The following is a 20,523-nucleotide window of genomic DNA, read 5'->3' as shown; positions in this document are numbered from 1 at the left end:
GCTCCTGCGGCGCGCTCGGCGCCCAAGGGGACCCCAGTAACGATGCCCGAAACGAACGGGCCCAGTAGAAGACGAATTCCCGAGCGAGACACACCGATGACCATGCTGAAAGACCCCTCGGTAAAATACCGACCGTTCCCGCAGATCGACCTGCCCAACCGCCAATGGCCCTCGCAGGTCATAACCAAGGCCCCGCGCTGGCTCTCCACCGACCTGCGTGACGGCAACCAGGCGCTGATCGACCCGATGGGCGCGGAAAAGAAGACGCGCTTCTTCGACCTGCTGGTCAACGTGGGCCTCAAGGAAATCGAAGTCGGTTTCCCGAGCGCGGGCGCGACCGAGTTCGATTTCATCCGTGGGCTCGTCGATTCCGGCCGCATTCCGGAAGACGTTCTGGTGCAGGTGCTGACCCAGTCGCGCCAGGACCTGATCGAGCGTTCGTTCGAGAGCCTGGCCGGCGTCCATGCCGCCATCGTCCACCTCTACAACGCGGTCTCGCCGCTGTGGCGTCAGGTCGTGTTCGGCATGGAACGCTCCGAAGTCCGTGCGATTGCCGAAAACGGCGCGAAAGTGCTGCGCGATCAGGCAGCGAAGTATCCGCAGACCAAGTGGCACTTCGAATACTCGCCCGAGACCTTCTCGACCGCCGAACTCGATTTCTCGATCGAGTGCTGCGAAGCGGTGATGAACGTGCTGCAGCCGACGCCGGAAGACCCGATCATCCTGAACCTGCCGGCGACGGTCGAGGCGGCAACGCCCAACATCTATGCCGACCAGATCGAGTACTTCTGCCGCAACCTGCCCAACCGCGAGAGCGCGGTGATCAGCCTGCACACCCACAACGACCGGGGTACCGGCGTTGCGGCGGCGGAACTGGGCCTGATGGCCGGTGCCGACCGCGTGGAAGGCTGCCTGTTCGGCAACGGCGAGCGCACCGGCAACTGCTGCCTGGTGACAGTCGCTCTCAACATGTACACGCAAGGCGTTGATCCCGAACTGGATTTCTCGGACATCGACGAAGTCATCCAGACCGTCGAGTACTGCAACCAGCTCAAGGTGCCCGAGCGCCATCCCTATGGCGGCGAACTGGTCTTCACGGCCTTTTCCGGCAGCCATCAGGACGCGATCAAGAAGGGCTTCGCCGCGCAGGAAACGCGCAACGACCAGCAGTGGTCGGTGCCCTACCTGCCGATCGACCCCGCTGATCTGGGCCGCAACTACGAAGCCGTGATCCGCGTCAACTCGCAGTCCGGCAAGGGCGGCTTTGCCTGGGTCATCGAGCAGGATCAGGGCCTCAAGCTGCCCAAACGCATGCAGGCGCACTTCTCCAAGCACGTGCAGAACCTGGCCGACGAACTCGGCCGCGAACTGCAGGCGGCCGACATCTGGGAAGTGTTCCGCAAGGCCTACCGCCTCGACGAGCCGCAGCACTACCAGCTGATCGACTGGGACGAGGCCAAGAGCGCCGACGGCACCCGCGTCTTCGCCGGCAAGATCGGCGTCGACGGTCAGGAAAAGACCGTCTCCGGCAAGGGCAACGGCCTGATTTCCTCGGTCGTCGCCACGCTCAAGGACAGCTTCGGCGTCGAACTGGAAGTGCGCGACTATGCCGAGCACTCGATGGGCAAGAGCTCGGACGCGCGCGCGGCCGCCTATGTCGAATGCGCCCTGCCCGATGGCCGCACGATCTGGGGTGTGGGCATCGACGAGGACGTCGCCACGGCCAGCGTGCGGGCCGTACTGAGCGCGGCCAACGCCGCTACGGCCTGAGGCAGTCCGTCATTCAATAGCGAAGGGCTCGGACGCGATGTCCGGGCCCTTTTCGTTTGCGACGCTGCCGATCAGATCGAGCAGCGCATCGGCGGCCTTGCTGCGATAGCGTTCCTTGTGCCGCAGCCCGAAGAACGACCTCGGACCGAACTCCAGCGGCACCGCATGCAGCCTTTCCGTCTCCAGCGCCGACGCCACGACCAGCGACGACAGAGCCGCGACGCCGCCACCGGCCTCGACGGCGGTGCGCACGCTCTCGTTCGACGGCAGCATCAGCGCCACGTCGAGCGCCTCCGGATCCACACCCATGCCGCGCAAGTGCTTGTCCAGCGTAGAGCGCGTGCCCGATCCCTGCTCGCGCATGATCCAGCGCGCTTGGCGCAACCAGTCGGCATCGGCTGACGCCTCGGCGAAAGGACCTGCCTGCACGAGGACCAGCCGGTCTTCCCCGATCGGCCAGCGCGCCAATGCCGGATCATCGACGTCGCCTTCGACGATGCCGAGATCGGCCTCGCCATTGTGTACGCGCTCGGCAGCCTGTTCGGTGTTCCCCACCGTGACGTCGATAGACAGCAGGGGATGCTGCGCGCGAAAAGCCGCCAGAATCGGGGGTAGCCAGTACGCCGCAATGGTCTGGCTGGCGACGAGCCTCAGCGTGCCCCGCTTGAGGCCGCTCAGTTCGTCAAGAACGGCTTCGGCCGCAGCGGCCCTTGCAAGAACGCCGCGCGCCTCGTCGAGAAAGAGGCGGCCCGCCTCGGTCAGCCTGATGCCTCGCCCTACCCGGTCGAACAACTTGACGGCATGGCGCTCCTCCAGCGCGGCGATGGCGGCGGATGCGGCCGACTGCGTGACATGCAGCGCCTGCGCCGCAGCGGTCATGTGTTCGCGTTCGGCTACGGCGACGAATATGCGGAGCTGTTCCAGCGTCATGCCCTCCTCCTAGCATATTCAATCTCTAATTCAGATTAAAATGACAAATATGATAAGTTAGATCGAACGATAGGTACTATCTAGACCGGGCGGCGAAAGGAAATTCGTCATGGCCTCCCTAGCCGATCACCGCACCACTCCAGCTGCCACCAACGAGAGCATTCCGCCCGCCATCTTGCCGGGTCTAGCGCTCTGCGTTGTCGTGACGGCGGTCGCCTATGGGCTGGAGGCCGGAGAACGAGCCCTGACCGGGAAGGCATGGCTTGAAGCGCTCGTGCTCGCCATTCTCGCGGGTACGGCCGTCCGGTGCATCTGGACGCCTTCGCAGCGCTGGCATGCGGGCATCGCCTTCAGCGCCAAGTACCTGCTCGAGATCGCCGTCGTGCTGCTCGGCGCCTCGGTGAGCGGCGCGGCGATCACGGCGGCAGGGCCCGGGCTGCTGGCCGGCATTGCCGGCGTCGTCATCCTCGCCCTTCTCCTGAGCTACGCCATCGGGCGGACACTGCGGCTGCCGCCACGGATGGCGCTGCTGGTGGCTTGCGGCAATTCGATCTGCGGTAACTCGGCGATTGCCGCCGTGGCCCCGGTGATAGGCGCCGACGGCGACGACGTGGCCGCATCCATCGCCTTCACTGCCGTTCTCGGGGTTGTCGTGGTGCTGGGCCTGCCGCTGATCGGTATCGCGCTGGGCCTGAGCGGCATCGCTTTCGGCGCGCTGGCGGGCCTGACCGTCTATGCCGTGCCGCAGGTCATTGCCGCCGCCTCGCCGCTGGGCGCAGCCGCCATCCAGATGGGCACGCTGGTCAAGCTGGTGCGCGTGCTGATGCTGGGACCGGTTTGTCTGGCACTGTCGATGCTGGCACCGCGACTGCCGCTTCAGGTGAAGCCCGACGATGCCGTCGTTGCCGGTGAGGAGGTTGCCAAGCGGCCCGGCCTTGCCCACCTCGTCCCCTGGTTCATCATCGGCTTCGTCGTGATGCTCGGCTGCCGCGCGCTCGGGCTGATCCCGACCGCCGCTCTTGCCCCGATCGGGACTGCCGCGACCCTGCTGACAGTGGTGTCGATGGCAGCGCTGGGACTGGGCGTCGACGTACGCACCGTGGCCAAGGCCGGTGGACGCGTGACGTCGGCGGTGATCCTGTCACTGGCCACGCTTGGCTTGATGAGCTTCGCGCTGATCAAGCTGCTGCATCTGGCCTGACCGGGCGCAAAAGAAAGGGCGCCGCTCGGGCACCCTTTCCTTTACGGAGCTTTGGCCAGCGGATCAGTCCGGCTTCTTGGGCAGGGCGATTTCCGCCGTGCCCATGCACATCTTCACGCCGTTCTGGTTCTGCATGAGGTGCTTGACCTGCACCAGATGGCGGCCTTCGTCATCGACCATCTTGTCGACAACTTCGGCGGTCTGGATGGTGATGTCGCCGGTCAGCGCCGGGCCGCGGTAATTGGCGGTGGAGTGCACGACCATGCCGTGCTCCCCGGCCCATCCCGAAAGATAGTCGGTCACCCACGCCCCCATGGAAGCGCCATAGCCGTAGCCGCGCGGCATACCGATCTTGCGGGCATACTTGGGGAAGAGGTGACCGCGCGAGGGACCGAAATAGGCGCCGTCGGTCAGTTCCGGATTGATCCGCTCCATGTGGGGATCGTTCTCGTGCCCGGCCATTTCCTTGGTGAAGCCGAGCGCCTCGAGATCGAGTTCGCGGCGGTCGAGCGTGCCCCAGCAGGTGAACAGGTAGGCGCGCCATTCGGTGGTGAAGCTGGCGATGGTATGCGGACCGAACACGCGCTCTGGAAGCTGGTCGCCGACCTTGACGTCATCCCACCAGCGTTCCTTGTGACCGAGGTCGTGGAGCATCTGGATCCACGCGAACTTGCGCTCCTCCAGCTTTTCCATTTCCTCGTCGCTCCACTCCGGCTCGTCGAAATCGGCCGGATTGACGTTTTCGCCGCCCGCCTGCGCGCTGTAGCGCAGCGAAGTCGAACGCTGCTTGGCGATCAGTTCGCCGTTCTGGTTGCGATAGAAATTGTCGCCGCGCTGGAAGCAGGTGGGGCCGAAACCGGTCTGCTTGACCGTGTAGTCGAAGGGAATGCGCTCGTTGCTCAGCGTGTCGCCGCCGTGGACCTTGACGTCGTAGAACCACCATTCGTCACCCGCGAAAAGCAGGTGCGATTCCGGGATCTTGCCGACGCAGGCCGGCGCCGACCCATGGCCATCGTCGATGACGATGGGGAAGCTTTGCGGCGCCACGAGCTTCCCGTAGCGGCTGCCGGCGGCATAGGCCGGGTCGAAATGCAGCAGGTTCGGGTAGTGCATCGCCTGGGCCCAACGACGGATGTCGTTGTTGCCGATGGGCTCGCGCACGGGCGAGGAATCGATCGGCTTGCCGAGATACTGGTCGATATCGCTGCAATCGAGCGTCTGTTCGGACATCGGGTGATCCTCTCTCAAGGCCGCTGATGGGCTGGTAAACTAGTCGACAGTGCTGCCTATTACATGATGCGCGGTCAAGGTCACGTTCCTTTGCACCGGCAGACCCGCGAAACGCCATGGCGTTACCGCCCCCCCTCGACATGCAGCGAGAGCCGCATTATGCGCCGTTTAATCGCTCGATTAAACGGAATGTCCATGCCCCTGCCCGCGCTTTTCCGACGGCTGCGCCTGCCTGTCATTGCCGCCCCCATGTTCATCGTTTCCAATCCCGACCTGGTCATCGCCCAGGTTCGATCCGGGATTGTCGGCAGCTTTCCTGCGCTGAACGCGCGCCCGGCAAGCCAGCTCGACGAATGGCTGCACCGCATCACCGAGGAAACCACTAGCTGCACTGCCCCCTTCGCGGTCAACATGATCGTGCACCGCACCAACAACCGGCTCGAGGAAGACCTCAAGACGCTCGAAAAGTGGAAGGTGCCGCTCGTCATCACCTCGCTGGGTGCGAATGAGGAGGTCAACGCGGCCGTCCACGGTTGGGGCGGCATGGTCATGCATGACGTCATCGACAATGCGTTTGCCCGCAAGGCGGTCGAAAAGGGGGCTGACGGCCTGATCGCGGTTGCCGCGGGCGCAGGCGGCCATGCCGGCCCGCAATCGCCTTTCGCCCTCATGCAGGAAATCCGCGCCTGGTTCGATGGTCCGATCGCCTTGTCGGGCTCGATCGCGTGCGGACGCTCGATCCTTGCGGCACAGGCCATGGGCGCCGACTTCGCCTATATCGGCACGCCGTGGATCGCGACGACCGAAGCCAATGCCGTCGACGCCTACAAGCAGGCCATCGTCGACGGGAATGCCGCCGACATCGTCTATTCCAACCTGTTCACCGGAGTTCATGGCAACTACCTGCGAAGCTCGATCGCGGCCGCCGGGATGGACCCGGACAACTTGCCCGAAGGCGACAAGAGCCAGATGAATTTCGGTTCGGGCGGCAACATGGAAGCCAAGGCCTGGAAGGACATCTGGGGCTCCGGTCAGGGCATCGGCGCCGTCGAGGCCGTCGAACCCGTGGCGGAACGCGTGGACGCGCTGCTGGCGCAATATGAGGCCGCCAAGACCGAACTGCTCAGCCGGATCGGTGCGGTCTAGGCGGCTTCCTTGTCCCTGTGCGGCGAGCCGGATGCGCCCCACAGGGCCTCTGCAACAACGTCCAGATCGGAATAATTGATCCCCGCGCCCAGGGGATCCTGGCGGTTGAGCAGAAGCCGGCGCCTGCGGCCATCGAGCAGGAAACGGCGCAAGGCCCGTTGCAGCAGTGCTAGGCGCCATTGCACCTGGGCTGCGGCTGCGGCGTCGTCCCGCGGCCGCAAGGTGGTCCATTCTCCTTCGATCTGACCGACCCGCTCGATAACCATCGCATTGTAATGGCGGTGCGGTCCGCGATGGAGCGGCAGGCCCATCCGCAAGGCCGCCGATTCCCGGCAGGGCAGCAGCAGGCCATTGTCGCGAAAATCGTCGAAGCTACGCCGCTTTGCGCTACCTTGCATGAACATGCGCCGGAACGCGGAGTGGGTCAGCAATTCGCGGGGCAGGAGGTGATGGCGTTGCAGACCAGGATCATGACCCGGCCACCCGCGGCGGTTGACCGCCCGAAAAGGCAGATAGTCCCGCAGAGCCCGTGACCGATCAGGCCCGTTCCCGCCAGATCAGGACGCGGTTCTGGAACGGCGACGGCTCGGCAATCAGCCCGCCTTCCCCTGCCTCGATGACCTGTCGCTCCACCAGCGGACCGTTGCAAACCAGATAGTCGACCAGGCGTATCGCCAGCTTCACGGCATCGACCGGAGCTTCGCCCCGCCTGCCTTCGAGTTGCAGGTCCTGCCCGATGAAATAGGAAAGCCCGGTGCTGTTTACGCTCCCGTCCGCTCCCGCCTCCAGCGCGGTAAGCCCGAGCGCAGGGAAAGCGCCGCCGGAAAGCCAGTTATAGACGGTACGCGAGAAGTATTGCGGCTCCATCATCGTCTGCGCCGGTTGCCAGACGACGGCCCGCGCCGGCAGGCGCAGCACTAAATCCGCAGCAAGGTTCGCAAGCATGCGCACGACCGGCTGCAACCCGGCACCCGCCGCGATGTGCCCCGATGCAACGAGTTCCACCGCTTCTATATCTTCGACCGGGGCTTCCGTCTCGAATCCATAGCGATGCATCATCGGTTCAAAGGGAACCGGCGCGGCCGGCGCGAGGCCGCGAAGATCGAACGTCAGGCCGCTTGCCAGCAGTTCCAGCCAACCTTCGTCCGACGGCGGGCGGTGCGTTATGCGCGCACTGATGCCGGATTCGGCACTGTCCAGCATCGCAGCGACATCGTCTGCGCTGGGACGGCTGTTTCGGGCAAACAGGATCTGGAGCCCTGCACGCTCCTTACTGTCATTTTGCATGCGGGGCAGATCCGATTTCTGAACGATTGGCATGATGACTGCACAAAACAGGCATGATTATCAATGGCTCGTCGAATCCATTTACGATGCGGGCGAACAATTCGCGATGTGTGTTTTCAGAATATCCCGAGCGAAAGACCCTCGGCAAAAGCCATGCCCAGGTGCCGACATTCGTCCAGCACGTCTTCGGCCACGGTCTTTTCGGCCATGATCTCTTCCGGCGTCTGCGCCCCCATGTTGACGATCATCGGTTCCGCCACGCGCTTGAGGCGCCAACCCGTCACGATGCGGTCGATCTGGGCCTGCGCGCCGGAACCGTCGGAGCCCGCCGCGATCGCCGTCGCATAGGGCCGCCCCTCGACGCGCCCGAGCAGCGGGTAATAGCACCGGTCGAACATCTCCTTCATCTGGCCCGACATGGAGGCCAGGTTTTCCGGACACACGAAAGCATAGCCCTGTGCCTGCAGCAGGTCGTTCGGTTCGACGTCTGCAGCCGCCAGCAGCCGCGCATTGCCGTCGGCACCTTCGAACACCGCCCTCGCCATGGCGCGAGCGGCACCGGTGCGACTGTGCCAGATGATTGCAAGCATCGCGTAACCTTCCTCAGCAAACTTCGCGCGGCTCTTTGCGCCCTGCACGAGGTAGTCTAACCATGTAGCCATGGCTTCGCGACCCGCTTCCCTGTTCGGTATCGACCGATCCCTCACCGGCAAGTCCTGGCGCTGGCGCGGTGGCAACATGGACCTGTCAGAAGGCCCCGCCAGCCTCGAGGACGATATCGTCACCCAGCTGCTGCTTTCGCGCGGTGTCGCGCGCGAAGACCTGGAACGCCACCGCACCCCTTCCCTTCGCGCCTTCCTGCCCGACCCGTCCGCATTCCGCGACATGGACGCAGCGTCCGACCGGCTCGCTCAGGCAGTGATGACCGGCGAGACAGTGACCGTCTACGGCGACTACGATGTCGACGGGGCGACCAGCGCGGCGTTGCTGATCCTGCTGATGCGCCGGCTCGGCCACGAGGCCCGGTATTACATCCCGGACCGTCTGCTCGAGGGCTACGGCCCGAGCGGCGAGGCACTGGTGCGGATCGCGGGGGAAGGCTCCAGCCTTATCGTCACCGTCGATTGCGGAGCCATGGCGCACGAAGCGCTGAACATGGCCCATGAAGCCGGCGTGGACGTCATCGTCGTCGATCACCACAAGTGCGCGCCGGAGCTTCCGCGCGCCGCGGCGCTGGTCAACCCCAACCGGCTGGATGAAAGCGAACTGGCGGCAGGCCACGGCCATCTTGCTGCCGTCGGCGTGGCTTTCCTGCTCGCCGTTGCGACGGTGCGTACCTTGCGCCAGCGCGGCTACTTCGAGACCCGGCGCGAACCGGACCTGTTCGCACTGCTGGATCTCGTCGCCCTGGGAACCGTGGCCGACGTCGCGGCACTTCACGGGCTCAACCGCGCACTGGTGGCGCAGGGCCTCAAGGTCATGGCCCGGCGCGACAACATCGGCATGGCGGCCCTGATCGACGCCAGCCGCCTCAATCGGGCCCCGACCTGCTCGGACCTCGGCTTCGCTCTCGGTCCGCGCATCAACGCCGGCGGGCGCGTCGGCGAATCGACGCTGGGCGTCCGCCTGCTCACGACGACCGATCCCGACGAGGCGCGCGAACTGGCAAGCCAGCTTTCGCGTCTCAATGACGAGCGCCGCGCAATCGAGCAGGCGGTGCAGGAAGCAGCCGAAATGCAGATCGAGCGTCAGCACAACCGTTCGGTTCTGGTTCTTGCAGGTCAGGGCTGGCATCCCGGCGTGATCGGCATCGTTGCCGGCCGCATAAAGGAAAAGACCGGCAAGCCCACGCTCGTCATCGCCCTCAATGCCGACGATGCAGGCAACGGCAAGGGTTCGGGCCGATCGATCTCCGGTGTCGACCTGGGCGCCGCTATCATTGCCGCTCGCGAAGCAGGTCTGCTGGTTGCCGGGGGCGGCCATGCCATGGCGGCCGGCCTCACCATCGCGCCCGGCAAGCTCGAAGCGCTCTCCGAATGGCTCGATTCGCTGCTGGCGAGCGACGTGTCGCGCGCCAGCGCCAACCAGGCCATGCTGCTCGATCTGGCGCTATCGCCGGGCGGTCTGACCCCCACCCTTGTGGAGACGCTGGAAAGCGCCGGGCCCTTCGGCATGGGCTGGCCTGGCCCGCGCGTCGCCGTGGGACCGGTACGGATCGTCAAGGCCGATATCGTCGGTGCGGACCATGTCCGTCTTATCGTCGGCGGACAGGACGGGGGACGCTTCAAGGCCATGGCGTTCCGTTGCGCAGAAACGGAAATGGGCCAGGCCCTGTTGCACGCTTCGCAGGATCGTCGGCTATGGCTTGCAGGCCGGGCAAAGATCGACGACTGGGGCAGCCGTCCGCAGGCCGAGCTTCATCTGGACGACGCGGCCTTTGCCGACTGAGAGACCCTGCTCGATAAATCTTTCGCGGGGGCTTGACCCCCCTCCACCCCACCGCTAGAGGGCCGGTCCTGCCACCGGCACTGATCGGAATGGCCCCTTCGTCTAGCGGTCTAGGACGCGGCCCTTTCACGGCTGAAACACGGGTTCGAGTCCCGTAGGGGTCACCATCCGATACAGTGCCCGGGGTGGCGCATCATGGCATTTGGCCCCTTCGTCTAGCGGTCTAGGACGCGGCCCTCTCACGGCTGAAACACGGGTTCGAGTCCCGTAGGGGTCACCAATGTTTTCAGACATCTGGCAATAGCCTTTCGGAAAGATTCGGAAGTTATCCGCCCCCCGCTTGCTTGGCTCTGGCGCACTCCGCAGGACATGATCGCCGTATCCGGGTTCAGACATCTTGACGGAACCGCGATGCCCCTTACTTTGCCCTGCAAAGATAGAGAGGGATCACCGATGTCCGACGTCGACCGAGCGATTGCCCAGATCGCAGACATTCGCGCGCAATTGGCAGTCAGTACGCGGTTCAGTGGATTCGCCCCGGCAGCTGTCGGCATGGTCGGCCTGATGTCCGTCATGATAACCGTGCTGCAACTCGCCTGGCCTCACCGTTTCGCGGCCGACGACACGCAGTTCGTGATCATCTGGGGCCTGCTGATGGCTTCCTGCTGATCGGGATCGAGGCCGTCGCGCGGACACTGCGCGAAGGCGACGACATGGCAAGGCAGATGCTGACGTCGGCCATGCGCTTTACCCTTCCGAGCGCCGCGATCTCCACTGTCGTTCCGCTCGTCATCCTGCTCTACGCTCCTCAGGCCTCCTGGCTTGTTCCGGGGATCTGGCAAATGGTCATGGGGCTGGTCGCTTTTGCGGCCTTTCCCTCGATGCCCCACAAGATAGTCTGGCCTGGCGCGTGGTTCCTGCTAAGCGGCACCGCAGGGCTGTTCCTGGCCGGACAACACGGCGGCCTGACGCCGCTGATGGTCGGCAGTCCTTTCATCATCGGGCATTTCGCGATTGCCTGGGTCTTATCTGATCGGGAGATTTCCTTTCGTGCTTGATGTGGAGCGCAATACGCCGTTCGCTTTCGACGGGCTGGACCGGGTGTTTCACGAACGCGCGCGGCTCGGCATCGTGACGTCGCTGGCCGGGCAGCCCGACGGCCTTTCCTTTTCGCGCCTGAAGAGCCTGTGCGGCCTAACCGACGGCAATCTCAACCGGCACCTCGCAGTGCTGGAAGAAGCCGGCCACGTGGAAATCGAAAAGGGTTACGAGGGTAAGCGCCCGCAGACGCGTTGCCGGCTTACCCCGCAGGGGCGCGCTGCCTTCAACGGGTATCTCGAGGCGCTGGAGAGCGTGTTGCGGCAGGCCAACCAGGCCGCCGCCGTCGACGAAGCGCCGCGGTCATGGAGGGAACGGCCCGCCTGATGCTTTTTGCAGGCCCATTTACTTTGCAATGCAAACCACTTTGTACAAATTGCGGTGTGGCGATCGCGCCATGCCTGATGATCAGGAGAAGATCGCATGAGTGTTCCATTCGCCACGACCGAGCGCATCCCGGATAATGTCCCCACCGAACTCGTCTGGGACCACGACTTCGACACCTTCACTCTGGAAGGCGACGATCCGTTTATTTCGATCGCGCGGTTGCAGGACGGGCCGCCGGTCATCTGGGGCACCGAGGCCAACTTCAAGCGCCCCGGCTGGATCTTCACGCGCGACGACGTAATCCGTGAGGCCTTCATCGACTACGAGCATTTCTCGTCGGAGCGTCCGGGCATGATCGCGGACATGCTGGGCGAGCCGATCCTGCTCAACCCGATCGAGATCGACCCGCCCCGACACCACCAGTACCGCAAGATCCTCAATCCCTTTTTCACGCCCGCCGCAATCCGCGGTTATGACGAACCGGTCCGACAGATCTGTCGGGAACTGATCGCCAAGTTCCGCGACCGGGGCGAGTGCGAGTTCGTCGATGAATTCGCCGTACCCTTCCCGTCGTACGTCTTCCTCGATCTTATGGACATGCCGCGCGACCTGCTCGACCAGTTCATGGGCTGGCAGGACGAACTGATGCGCGCCAGCGATCCCATGGTGCGCGTTGCGGCCGCCCGCTCGATCTACGGCTACCTCAAGCAGCACATGGAGGCCCAGCAGGCCAATCCCACCACGGACCTGCTCAAGGGCATTGTCAGCGGCCAGGTCGAGGGCCGGCCGATGAACTTCTACGAGATGATGGGCATGTTCTACGTGCTCTACGTCGGCGGTCTCGACACGGTCTATTCTACGATCGGCTGGATCATGCAGCACCTCGCCACGCATCCCGAGCTGCAGCAGCGGCTGCGCGACAATCCCGATCTTCTGCCGCAAGCGATCGAGGAATTCAGCCGCGCCTATTCGGTGGTCATTACCCATCGCGCCGTGGCCAAGGATTTCGTCTTCCACGGCGTGCCGTTGAAAAAGGGCGACGAAGTCAACCTGCCGATCATGCTCGCGAACCGCGATCCGCAGGTCTACGACGATCCGCACACCGTCAATATCGATCGCAAGCCGCGTCACATCGCGTTCGGCACCGGCACGCACAACTGCGTCGGCGTTAATTTGGCAAAGCGCGAGATGCGCATCGTCGTCGAGGAATTCCTCAAGGCCTTCGACAACATCCGCATCAAGCCGGGCGAAACGCCGCGCTATCATACCGGCCGCACCTTCGGTCTCGACTATCTGCCGCTGACGTGGGGCTGAGCCATGACTGACGGTCCTGAGCAGATGTTCCGCATGGACGGCCAGGTGGCCGTCGTTACCGGCGCCGGCGCCGGCCTCGGGCGCGCGATTTCCACCATGCTGGCTGCGGCCGGCATGGCGGTCGTGGCCGTAGATCTTTCGGAGGAAGCCGCCGAAGCGACCGTCGCCCTGATCGCCGAGGACGGAGGCCGTGCAGTGCCCGTGGCCGTCGACATCGGTGCCGACGACGGCGGCGACAAGGCGGTGGAAGCGGCCATGGACCACTTCGGCCGCATCGACGTCTTGGTGAACAACGCCGGGATCTACCGGCCGGGCGGCAAGCTGCCCGATCTCGACTGGGACCTGTTCGAGCGCACCTTTGCCGTCAATCTTTTCGGTCCGCTGCACAGCATGGTCGAGGCGGGCAGACAGATGGTGCCGGGCGGCCGGATCATCAACATTTCCTCGATGGAATCGCTGCGCCCCAGCGGCCCCGGCATCGCCAACTACAGCGCCACGAAAGCCGCGCTCAATGCCCTGACGCGGCAGGCCGCCGTGGACTTCGCACCGCTCGGCATTCGCGTGAACGCGATCCTGCCGGGGCTGATCCATACCGAAGGCACTTCGGCCACCCCGTCCCAGCTCTTCGAGATGATCGCAGCCCGCGCGCCAAGCCGCCGTATCGGGGAACCGCAGGACATTGCCGGCGCCGTGCTGTTCCTGGCGAGCGAGGCATCATCCTACATCAACGGCCACTGCCTGGTGGTCGACGGCGGCGTCACGATCAGCGGCTGACGGTCCGCACATCCGCCAGAACGATACAAAGGGAGAGGAAACATGAGCGAATCCAATGAAGACCTGCTGCGCCGCTTTCTCGGCTACTGGGCCACGCGCGACCGCGACGCGATGGTGGCCTGCTTCGCCGAGGACGGCGTCTACGACAATGTCCCCGAGAAGAAGCCCATGACCGGCCATGAGGCGATCGGTGCATGGCTGGACATGTGCTTCCAGCACCTGACCCGCATCGACGTGGAAGTGCTCAACATCGCCGTGAACGGCGAATGGGTACTGTGCGAGCGGCTGGACGATCATGTCGTCGGTGAAAAGCACATGCCGCTCCCGGTAATGGGCGCGATCCGCGTGGTCGACGGCAAAATCGCAATGTTCCGCGACTACTACGACCGCAAGACCGTGGCCGAACTGGGCATGGGCTGAGGCAGCTTTCGGGCAGGCCCTTCTGAAGTAAATGGGCCTGCCCTCGTCCGTTATCGGTGCGACAGCACGATGGCGTGTTCGTCCGTGGCGCTAAGCGGGATCGCAAAGCCGTTCCCGGTATCGGAGATCTCCTGCCAATGCTCGGCAATCTCCTCGACGCTCGGCGGAGCCTGACGGTCGGCCTGCCACCCGTCGACGGCGCCGATGAAGACATGCGCCATCCGGCCCAGACACTGCGAATAGAGACCGCGCGTGGCGGTGCATTGCTCACTCGCCAGATAGACCGCCAGCGGCGTGTTGAACTCGGGCTGCATCGAATTGCCGATGGTCTCGGGCATCGTCGTCTCGAACCCGTCGAGCTTGCCCGACCAGTCCGCCGCCGCCTGCATGGCCATACGGCTGACGGCATTCGGCATCAGTCCGTTGCACAGGATGCCGTGCGCCTCCCCTTCGAGAGCCGCGACATGCATGAGCCCGGCGATCCCTGCCTTGGCCGCGCCATAGCCGCCGACCATGGGATTGCCGAACACGCCCGCGCTGGATGCGGTATAGATGATGCGACCATACCCCTGCTCCGCCATGTGCGGCCAGACCGCACGGGTCAGCTTGAAGCTGCCGGTCAGGTGCGTGGCGATCACCGCATCCCAGTCTTCATCGCTCGTTTCCGCCAGGGTGCTGTTGCGCATGATACCGGCATTGTTGATCAGCACATCCACCCGCCCGAAGGCGTCGAGCGCATGGGCCACGATGGCATTGCAGCCCTGGGTCGTCGCCACCGAATCGTGGTTCGCCTCGGCCTTACCGCCGGCCTGACGGATTTCCTCGACGACCTGTTCGGCCATCGACGCCGATCCGCCGCGGCCTGCGACGTCACCGCCCAGATCGTTGACCAGCACCTGCCCGCCGCGTCGCGCGATCTCCAGCGCATGCGCCTTGCCGATACCGCCGCCGGCACCGGTCACGATGGCCACGCGGCCTTCGAACGAGATGGATGTCACATCATGTCTCCCTTGCTTCGGGCGCGCCGATCAATTGTCTTGCAGGTGGGGCAGGACTTCGGACGCAAACAGCTCGAGCATTTCCCAGCCGATCTTCGGCGGCAGGCCGGCAATCAGCGGCGTCAGGGAGATTTGCGTCTTGCGGGCAAAGGCAATGGCGTCATCGGGCGTCAGGACGTTGATGATCCCGGCATTGCGAATGGCATCGACCGTATCGAGCCCGTAGAAGGGCGAGGTGGTGGTATCGTCGTCGCTGGCCCAGCCGGCATAGCTGCGGACCATGTGGACGATGTGCGGCCCGATCTGCTCCCAGGCGGCATCGGGATCGCGCGTGACGTGGACCGCCGGATGGGTCGACATGATCGGTCCCGGCGCATGCCCGTTCTTCTCGCATTCCTCCTTGTAGAGCGCGATGAGCTTCCGGCTTTCGGGCATCATGTCGGGCTGCAACACCCAGAAGCCGTACCCGTATTTTGCCGCGCGCCGGGCCGCAGCGGGAACGCCGCCGCCGACGAGAAGCCGTGGAGGCCGGTTGAGGGGCAGCGGCCGCACGAAAACTTCCCGCTCGCCGTACGTGAACCGCTCCCCCGAAAGCGCACGCGATATGACCTCCAGCCCTTCGTCCATGAGCTTCGCCCGGTCGCGCAGGGACTTGCCGAACATGCGGAACTCGGCCTCGACGTAGCCGGGCACCAGCGTGGTGTAGAGGCGGCCGCCGCTGATGATGTCCGTTACCGCGATGGTTTCGGCCAGTTCCACCGGATCGTGGAGAGGCAGGACCAGTGCTCCCAGCATGATCGCGATCTTTTCCGTGCGCGCCGCGACAGCCGCCGCCATCAGGGAGGGAACCGGGTTGTACCCGTCCTCCGAGCAATGGTGTTCGGGGAGCACGACGGCATCGATGCCGATCTTGTCCGCAAAGGCGCACATCTCGAGCGCCGCGGCGTAGAGTTCAGTCGTCGGCGCGCCGAAGTCCGGGGCCCGCATGTCGAAGCTGATAACCGTATTGAACATTGCGATCCTGTCTCCCCTGATCCGCGGCTTCCCGGGATGGAAACCGCACCATTAGCTTTGCACTGCAAAGTACGGAGACGCCGTTCCCAGTCAAACGGTTTTCGGTTCGGAAACGAAAAAGGGGAGCGCGGCGGCTCCCCTTCCCCTTTGTCCATCGCGGATCGAAGTCAGTCGATCGGCGGTACCGGCTGCGGCGGCACGTCGGGATCTTCCTCGTGGATCTCGATCTTGCCGAGACCGACGTGGCTCTTGCGCCGACCGTAGGCGAAGTAGACCAGCAGGCCGATCCCGCCCCATATCGGCAGCACCAGCATGGCTTCGATGGGCAGGTTGAAGAACAGCGCCACGCAGCCGAGCGCGGCGACCGGCGCGATGATCCACACGAACGGCGTCCGGAAAGGACGCGTGCGCTTGGGGTCCCTCACACGCAGGACGAGCACCGCGATCGCGACCATGAAGAACGCGAAGAGCGTGCCCGAATTGGAGATGTCCGCCAGCTGCCCCACGGGGAGCAAGGCCGCGGCAATGGCCACGAAGATGCCGGTCAGCATGGTGACGATGTGCGGCGTCTTCCACTTCGGATGCACGGTCGCCAGCTTCTCGGGAAGAAGGCCGTCTCGCGCCATGACGAAGAAGATGCGGGTCTGTCCGTAGAGCATCATCAGGATCACCGAGGGCAATGCCAGGTTGGCGGCAAGGCCGATCAGGTCGCCCGCCCAGGTGTAGTTGATGGCGCGCAGAACGTGGGCGAGAGCTTCACGCGAGCACACCAGCGGTTCCTTCCCCTGCTCTACCAGCGCGGCGCACTGGGCCGCGAATTCGGGCGAGCCGGGCTGCACGCCGAGCGCCGTCGGCTGGGCACCGATGGCGCCGATCGCCCCGGCCGCGACGAACAGGTAGAAGATGGTGCAGATCGCAAGACTGCCGATCAGGCCGATCGGCACATTGCGCTGCGGGTTCTTGGTTTCCTCGGCCGCGGTGGAGACCGCGTCGAACCCGACGTAGGCGAAGAAGATCGAGGCCGCGGCACCGACGATACCCATGCCGCTGGTGCCGGGAGGGCCGAACCAGCCGTTCGGCGCGAACGGCGCGAAGTGCTCGCCGTTCATCACCGGCAGGGCCAGGGCGATGAACATCGTCAGCGCCGTGACTTTGACGGCCACGAGAATCGCGTTGAAGGTGGCGCTTTCCTTGGTGCCGATCATCAGCAGGCCGGTCACCGAGAGAGCCACGACAATGGCCGGCACGTTGATGATGCCTGTGCTGAAGTCGACGCCGCTGAGCGACCACGTCGGCCCGGCGGCCAGCATCGCTGGCAGCTCGAACCCCGTCCAGCTCTTGAGGAGGCCCATGAAGTAACCGGACCAGCCCACCGAAACTGCGGAGGCGGCAACGGCGTATTCGAGGATCAGCGCCCAGCCGACCATCCACGCGAGAAGTTCGCCGACCACGGCATAGGTATAGGTATAGGCGGAACCCGAAACCGGCACCATCGAGGCCAGTTCCGAATAGCACAGTGCCGCCACCGCGCAGACGAAGCCGGCGATGACGAAGCTCCACATCATGCCCGGCCCGGCCTTTTGCGCGGCCGCGGCCGTAAGCACGAAGATACCCGTGCCGATGATGGCGCCGACGCCCAGCAGGGTCAGCTGGACCGGCCCGAGCGAGCGGTGGAGAGATTTCTTTTCAGCCGTGGCCAGAATGGCATCAAGCGGCTTTACGCGTCCGAACATGCGTGGACCCCCGGATCTTTTTTGATCGCGCGACGCTAGCGGCCTGCTACCGCTTGGCAAGAGCGAAGAACGGGGCGGTCCCCAGCTTTGCAGAATTTCCTCGCAGTGGCTAAGACGCGGCCATGTCCACGACTTTCCAGCTCGACACCGCGACCAGTCGCGCCAACCCCACCCCGGCCCCGATGAAGCGCCTGACCGTGCCCGCGATCCAGCGGCGCAAGTTCGAGGGCAAGACGGAGCAACCGCTGGTCATGCTGACGGCCTACACCGCCCGCCAGGCGCAGCTGCTCGACCAGCACTGCGACATGCTGCTCGTGGGGGACTCGCTCGGACAGGTGATCTACGGGCTGCCCTCCACGCTGCAGGTGACGCTCGACATGATGATCGCGCATGGTGCGGCGGTAGTGCGCGGCAGCTATCACTCGGTCGTCATCGTCGACATGCCTTTCGGCTCCTACGAGGCCAGCCCGCAGCAGGCCTTCGAATCCGCGAGCCGGATCATGGCCGAAACCGGCTGCGCCGCGGTCAAGCTCGAGGGCGGGCAGGCCATGGCCGAAACCATCGCGTTCCTGAGCCAGCGCGGAATCCCGGTGATGGCCCACGTCGGCCTCACCCCGCAGGCAGTGAACGCCCTCGGCGGTTACGGCGCGCGCGGGCGGAGCCAGGAAGAACATGCCAAGATCATTGCCGACGGACAGGCCGTGGCGGACGCAGGCGCCTTTGCCGTCGTCGTCGAAGGCGTGCTCGAGCCGATCGCCGTCGCGCTGACCCGGAGCGTGGAAATCCCGGTGATCGGCATCGGTGCCTCCGCCCAGTGCGATGGGCAGGTTCTGGTAACCGACGACATGCTGGGCATGTTCGAGCGGGTTCCCAGGTTCGTGAAGAAGTATGGCGATATCGCCGGCGTCATCTCGGAAACCGCTGCCAGGTACGCGGAAGAAGTGCGCTCGCGCACGTTCCCCGGGGTCGAACAGACCTATCAGCCCAAGAAGAAGTAGCGGCCGCGCCCCCGTGCGAGCCGCGCCGGTCAGCCCCGCCGCTTCTCGCGCAGGCGGTCGCGCGCCTGCGCAATCAGGGGCGTATCGCCCACCATCGCCTGGGCCTTGTCCAGCAGGGCCGTCGCGTCATTCGTGCGGATACCCAGGGAGGCATAGCTGAAGCCGAGCGCCTGGGTGGCCGCGGGGCTGGCTCGCTGCAGGCGATAGGCGGCCTGCGCGTTCTGCCGCGCCGCCTCCAGATTTCCCTCCCCCGCCTCGACGAGTGCCAGGCTGGTGAGCAATTCCACATCGCGCGAATTGCCATTGTCGCGCAGCCACGTCAGGATCGCCCGCGCCCGGGCCGCGTTTCCCGTGCCGATCGCCAGCCAGGCCGCAGCCCGCAAGGCCGCCTGACTGTTGGGGTGCTGGAGCAGATATTCTTCCACCAGTACCTGTCCGCCACGAAGATCGCCAGCAAGCGCATAGGCGGCGACGCGGCGTTCAAACAGGCTTTCTGGCATGCGGATCCTGGCGGCCTGGACATAGCGTTCCTGCGCGGCCCGGGCATGGCCGAGCGCGAGTTGCACATCCCCGGCCAGCGCCTGGCTATCGTAGAAGCCGGGATCCGACCGCCGGGCCGCCTCCGCCGCCGCCTGCGCCATGTTTCCCTGTCCCCGGGCTAGCAGGTCTCCGATACGCCCTTGCCCCGGCAACACCCGAAGCGGCGCCATTTGCGGGCGCGCGGCCCGGTCCAGCAGTTCGCCGGCATGTCGACGCTCGCCCAGCGCCTCGTAGCTGCGGGCGACCACAGTGAGAAGGTAGGGCGAGGCCTCGTCGCGGGCGATCTCGTCGGCAAAGCGCAAGGTGGCATAGCGGTACTGCCCGCCCAGGTAGATTGCCCGCGCCAGGAGGTCCTTGGCACGCCGGCTGTCGGGTTTGGTGCGCAGCACGGCTTCCAGCGCCTCGGACGAGGCAGCATAATTTCCTGCCGCGAGTTCGACGACGCCGTGCAACATCTGCACGCCGGGCTGATCGTCGAGCTTGCCTTCCGTGCGCATCAGCAAGCCGCGCGCGAGTTCATAATTGCCCGCCCGGGCAGCGATCACCGATTGCAGATAGTAGGCGCGCGGGTTCTTCGGACTTATTTCCAGTACCTGCCGGGTCACCGTCACCGCCTCCCCGGCCCGGCCCATTTCACCCAGCGTCGCGGCATAGTCGAGGAGGACCGAAACGTCCTTCGCGTCGTGCCTGAGCGCCTGTTCGAACCACGGCAGTGCGGCACGCAGCCCGTACCGGTCGCGGACAAGTTGCCCCCGGTACTGGAGTGCACGCACATCGGCGGGGTCGAGCGCGAGCGCATGATCGGCGGCAGCTATCGCCCGCACGTGCTGTCCGCTCGCATAGCGCAGACGCCCGATTTCCACCCACAGCGAGGCATCGTCGGGGATGAGATCGAGAGCCTTGGCGTAGGCCCGGTCCGATGCCGCCAGATTGCCCTGCAGCCGCTCGACCAGCCCCAGAGCACGCCAGCCGTCCGCCGCTGTCGACGCAGAGAAATTTCCCGAGGCCAGCCAATCGTGGGCCTTGTCGAGATCGTCCTGCTCTAGGTAGGCCTTGCCCATCCATGCCGCGACCTCGCTGCGCGACGCGCCTTTGGCGAGCGCCGCACGCAGCTTCATCTCGCTGTCGATCCCGTCACCGCGCGACAGCGCCGCTCGAGCCGCTTCGATCAGCGCCTCGCCCGGCGGCCCCTCGCCCAGGCCCGGACTCGACGTCAGCGCCAGCGGGAGAGTGAATGCGACCAGCGCGAGCACCCGCCGCCACACGCCGGGTCGCTTCCCTCCCGTCCGGGATAA

General features: G+C 65.1%; 20 protein-coding genes and 2 tRNA genes. 13 read left to right on the top strand and 9 right to left on the bottom strand.

Annotation, left to right across the window (positions count from 1 at the left end; genetic code table 11):
• The first annotated feature begins 96 nt into the window (after nt 1-96).
• Nucleotides 97-1,770: a 2-isopropylmalate synthase gene (gene leuA, locus LK12_RS10075; protein ID WP_039283011.1), complete on the top strand. Its 1,674-nt coding sequence runs from the start codon at nt 97-99 to the stop codon at nt 1,768-1,770.
• Between the two features lie 9 nt (nt 1,771-1,779).
• Here the strand turns inward: leuA and LK12_RS10070 are convergent, their stop codons facing one another.
• The gene (locus LK12_RS10070; protein WP_052223309.1) at nt 1,780-2,700 is read right to left on the bottom strand and encodes a LysR substrate-binding domain-containing protein; all 921 of its coding nucleotides are present in this window, start codon (nt 2,698-2,700) and stop codon (nt 1,780-1,782) included.
• Between the two features lie 109 nt (nt 2,701-2,809).
• Here LK12_RS10070 and LK12_RS10065 point away from each other — a divergent pair, with 109 nt between their 5' ends.
• Complete coding sequence (locus tag LK12_RS10065) at nt 2,810-3,901, top strand: YeiH family protein (RefSeq protein WP_052223308.1); 1,092 nt, start codon at nt 2,810-2,812, stop codon at nt 3,899-3,901.
• A 63-nt stretch (nt 3,902-3,964) separates the two neighbouring features.
• Here the strand turns inward: LK12_RS10065 and LK12_RS10060 are convergent, their stop codons facing one another.
• On the bottom strand, nt 3,965-5,131 hold the full coding sequence (locus tag LK12_RS10060) for an FAS1-like dehydratase domain-containing protein (RefSeq protein ID WP_039283008.1): 1,167 nt from the start codon (nt 5,129-5,131) through the stop codon (nt 3,965-3,967).
• A gap of 195 nt (nt 5,132-5,326) precedes the next feature.
• Between LK12_RS10060 and LK12_RS10055 the strand changes: the two genes are divergently transcribed.
• Nucleotides 5,327-6,277, top strand: a complete 951-nt coding sequence (locus LK12_RS10055) for an NAD(P)H-dependent flavin oxidoreductase (RefSeq protein WP_039283006.1) — start codon at nt 5,327-5,329, stop codon at nt 6,275-6,277.
• Here LK12_RS10055 and LK12_RS10050 read toward each other — a convergent pair.
• The 3 genes from LK12_RS10050 to LK12_RS10040 form a co-directional block, all read right to left on the bottom strand.
• Nucleotides 6,274-6,789, bottom strand: a complete 516-nt coding sequence (locus LK12_RS10050) for an AHH domain-containing protein (RefSeq protein WP_082010451.1) — start codon at nt 6,787-6,789, stop codon at nt 6,274-6,276. The genes LK12_RS10055 and LK12_RS10050 overlap by 4 nt on opposite strands.
• Before the next feature lie 25 nt (nt 6,790-6,814).
• Nucleotides 6,815-7,564 carry a hypothetical protein gene (locus LK12_RS10045; RefSeq protein WP_039285095.1) on the bottom strand — a complete coding sequence of 250 codons (750 nt, stop codon included), beginning with the start codon at nt 7,562-7,564 and terminating at the stop codon, nt 6,815-6,817.
• 116 nt (nt 7,565-7,680) lie between these two features.
• The gene (locus LK12_RS10040) at nt 7,681-8,154 is read right to left on the bottom strand and encodes a flavodoxin family protein (RefSeq protein ID WP_039285094.1); all 474 of its coding nucleotides are present in this window, start codon (nt 8,152-8,154) and stop codon (nt 7,681-7,683) included.
• Between the two features lie 70 nt (nt 8,155-8,224).
• Here LK12_RS10040 and recJ point away from each other — a divergent pair, with 70 nt between their 5' ends.
• The 9 genes from recJ (at nt 8,225) to LK12_RS09995 (ending at nt 13,945) form a co-directional block, all read left to right on the top strand.
• Nucleotides 8,225-10,012 carry a single-stranded-DNA-specific exonuclease RecJ gene (gene recJ, locus LK12_RS10035; RefSeq protein WP_039283004.1) on the top strand — a complete coding sequence of 596 codons (1,788 nt, stop codon included), beginning with the start codon at nt 8,225-8,227 and terminating at the stop codon, nt 10,010-10,012.
• Between the two features lie 91 nt (nt 10,013-10,103).
• A tRNA-Glu gene (locus LK12_RS10030) sits at nt 10,104-10,179 on the top strand.
• 37 nt (nt 10,180-10,216) lie between these two features.
• Nucleotides 10,217-10,292: transfer RNA gene (locus tag LK12_RS10025), tRNA-Glu, on the top strand.
• Between the two features lie 173 nt (nt 10,293-10,465).
• Nucleotides 10,466-10,681 (top strand): hypothetical protein, encoded by a 216-nt coding sequence (locus tag LK12_RS10020; RefSeq protein ID WP_039283001.1) that lies wholly within the window; start codon nt 10,466-10,468, stop codon nt 10,679-10,681.
• Between the two features lie 44 nt (nt 10,682-10,725).
• A complete protein-coding gene (locus tag LK12_RS10015) occupies nt 10,726-11,070 on the top strand; it encodes a hypothetical protein (RefSeq protein ID WP_156135443.1) in 345 nt (114 codons plus the stop codon).
• On the top strand, nt 11,063-11,437 hold the full coding sequence (locus LK12_RS10010; protein ID WP_156135442.1) for a winged helix-turn-helix domain-containing protein: 375 nt from the start codon (nt 11,063-11,065) through the stop codon (nt 11,435-11,437). The genes LK12_RS10015 and LK12_RS10010 overlap by 8 nt, the downstream gene beginning before the upstream one ends.
• Nucleotides 11,438-11,533: 96 nt before the next feature.
• Nucleotides 11,534-12,751, top strand: coding sequence for a cytochrome P450 (locus LK12_RS10005; protein ID WP_052223305.1), 1,218 nt, complete (start codon nt 11,534-11,536; stop codon nt 12,749-12,751).
• Nucleotides 12,752-12,754: 3 nt separating this feature from the next.
• Entirely contained in the window at nt 12,755-13,525 is a 771-nt protein-coding gene (locus tag LK12_RS10000; protein ID WP_039282999.1) for an SDR family NAD(P)-dependent oxidoreductase, read from the top strand.
• A gap of 42 nt (nt 13,526-13,567) precedes the next feature.
• Complete coding sequence (locus tag LK12_RS09995) at nt 13,568-13,945, top strand: limonene-1,2-epoxide hydrolase family protein (protein WP_052223303.1); 378 nt, start codon at nt 13,568-13,570, stop codon at nt 13,943-13,945.
• 50 nt (nt 13,946-13,995) lie between these two features.
• On the opposite strand, the gene LK12_RS09990 is transcribed toward LK12_RS09995, so the two are convergent.
• From LK12_RS09990 to LK12_RS09980, 3 genes are all read right to left on the bottom strand, one after another.
• Nucleotides 13,996-14,943 (bottom strand): SDR family NAD(P)-dependent oxidoreductase, encoded by a 948-nt coding sequence (locus LK12_RS09990; protein WP_039282997.1) that lies wholly within the window; start codon nt 14,941-14,943, stop codon nt 13,996-13,998.
• Nucleotides 14,944-14,973: 30 nt separating this feature from the next.
• Nucleotides 14,974-15,957, bottom strand: a complete 984-nt coding sequence (locus LK12_RS09985) for an LLM class flavin-dependent oxidoreductase (protein ID WP_039282995.1) — start codon at nt 15,955-15,957, stop codon at nt 14,974-14,976.
• Nucleotides 15,958-16,124: 167 nt separating this feature from the next.
• Nucleotides 16,125-17,690, bottom strand: coding sequence for an amino acid permease (locus LK12_RS09980; protein ID WP_039282993.1), 1,566 nt, complete (start codon nt 17,688-17,690; stop codon nt 16,125-16,127).
• A gap of 122 nt (nt 17,691-17,812) precedes the next feature.
• Here LK12_RS09980 and panB point away from each other — a divergent pair, with 122 nt between their 5' ends.
• The gene (panB, locus tag LK12_RS09975; protein WP_039282991.1) at nt 17,813-18,688 is read left to right on the top strand and encodes a 3-methyl-2-oxobutanoate hydroxymethyltransferase; all 876 of its coding nucleotides are present in this window, start codon (nt 17,813-17,815) and stop codon (nt 18,686-18,688) included.
• A gap of 29 nt (nt 18,689-18,717) precedes the next feature.
• On the opposite strand, the gene LK12_RS09970 is transcribed toward panB, so the two are convergent.
• Complete coding sequence (locus LK12_RS09970; protein ID WP_231568314.1) at nt 18,718-20,493, bottom strand: tetratricopeptide repeat protein; 1,776 nt, start codon at nt 20,491-20,493, stop codon at nt 18,718-18,720.
• Nucleotides 20,494-20,523: the final 30 nt, after the last annotated feature.

It is taken from the genome of Novosphingobium malaysiense, from assembly GCF_000802225.1.
In the GTDB taxonomy this organism is placed as follows: domain Bacteria; phylum Pseudomonadota; class Alphaproteobacteria; order Sphingomonadales; family Sphingomonadaceae; genus Novosphingobium; species Novosphingobium malaysiense.
The sequence above is the reverse complement of the archived record's forward strand: the minus strand, read 5'-3'. Positions and strand labels throughout refer to the sequence as shown.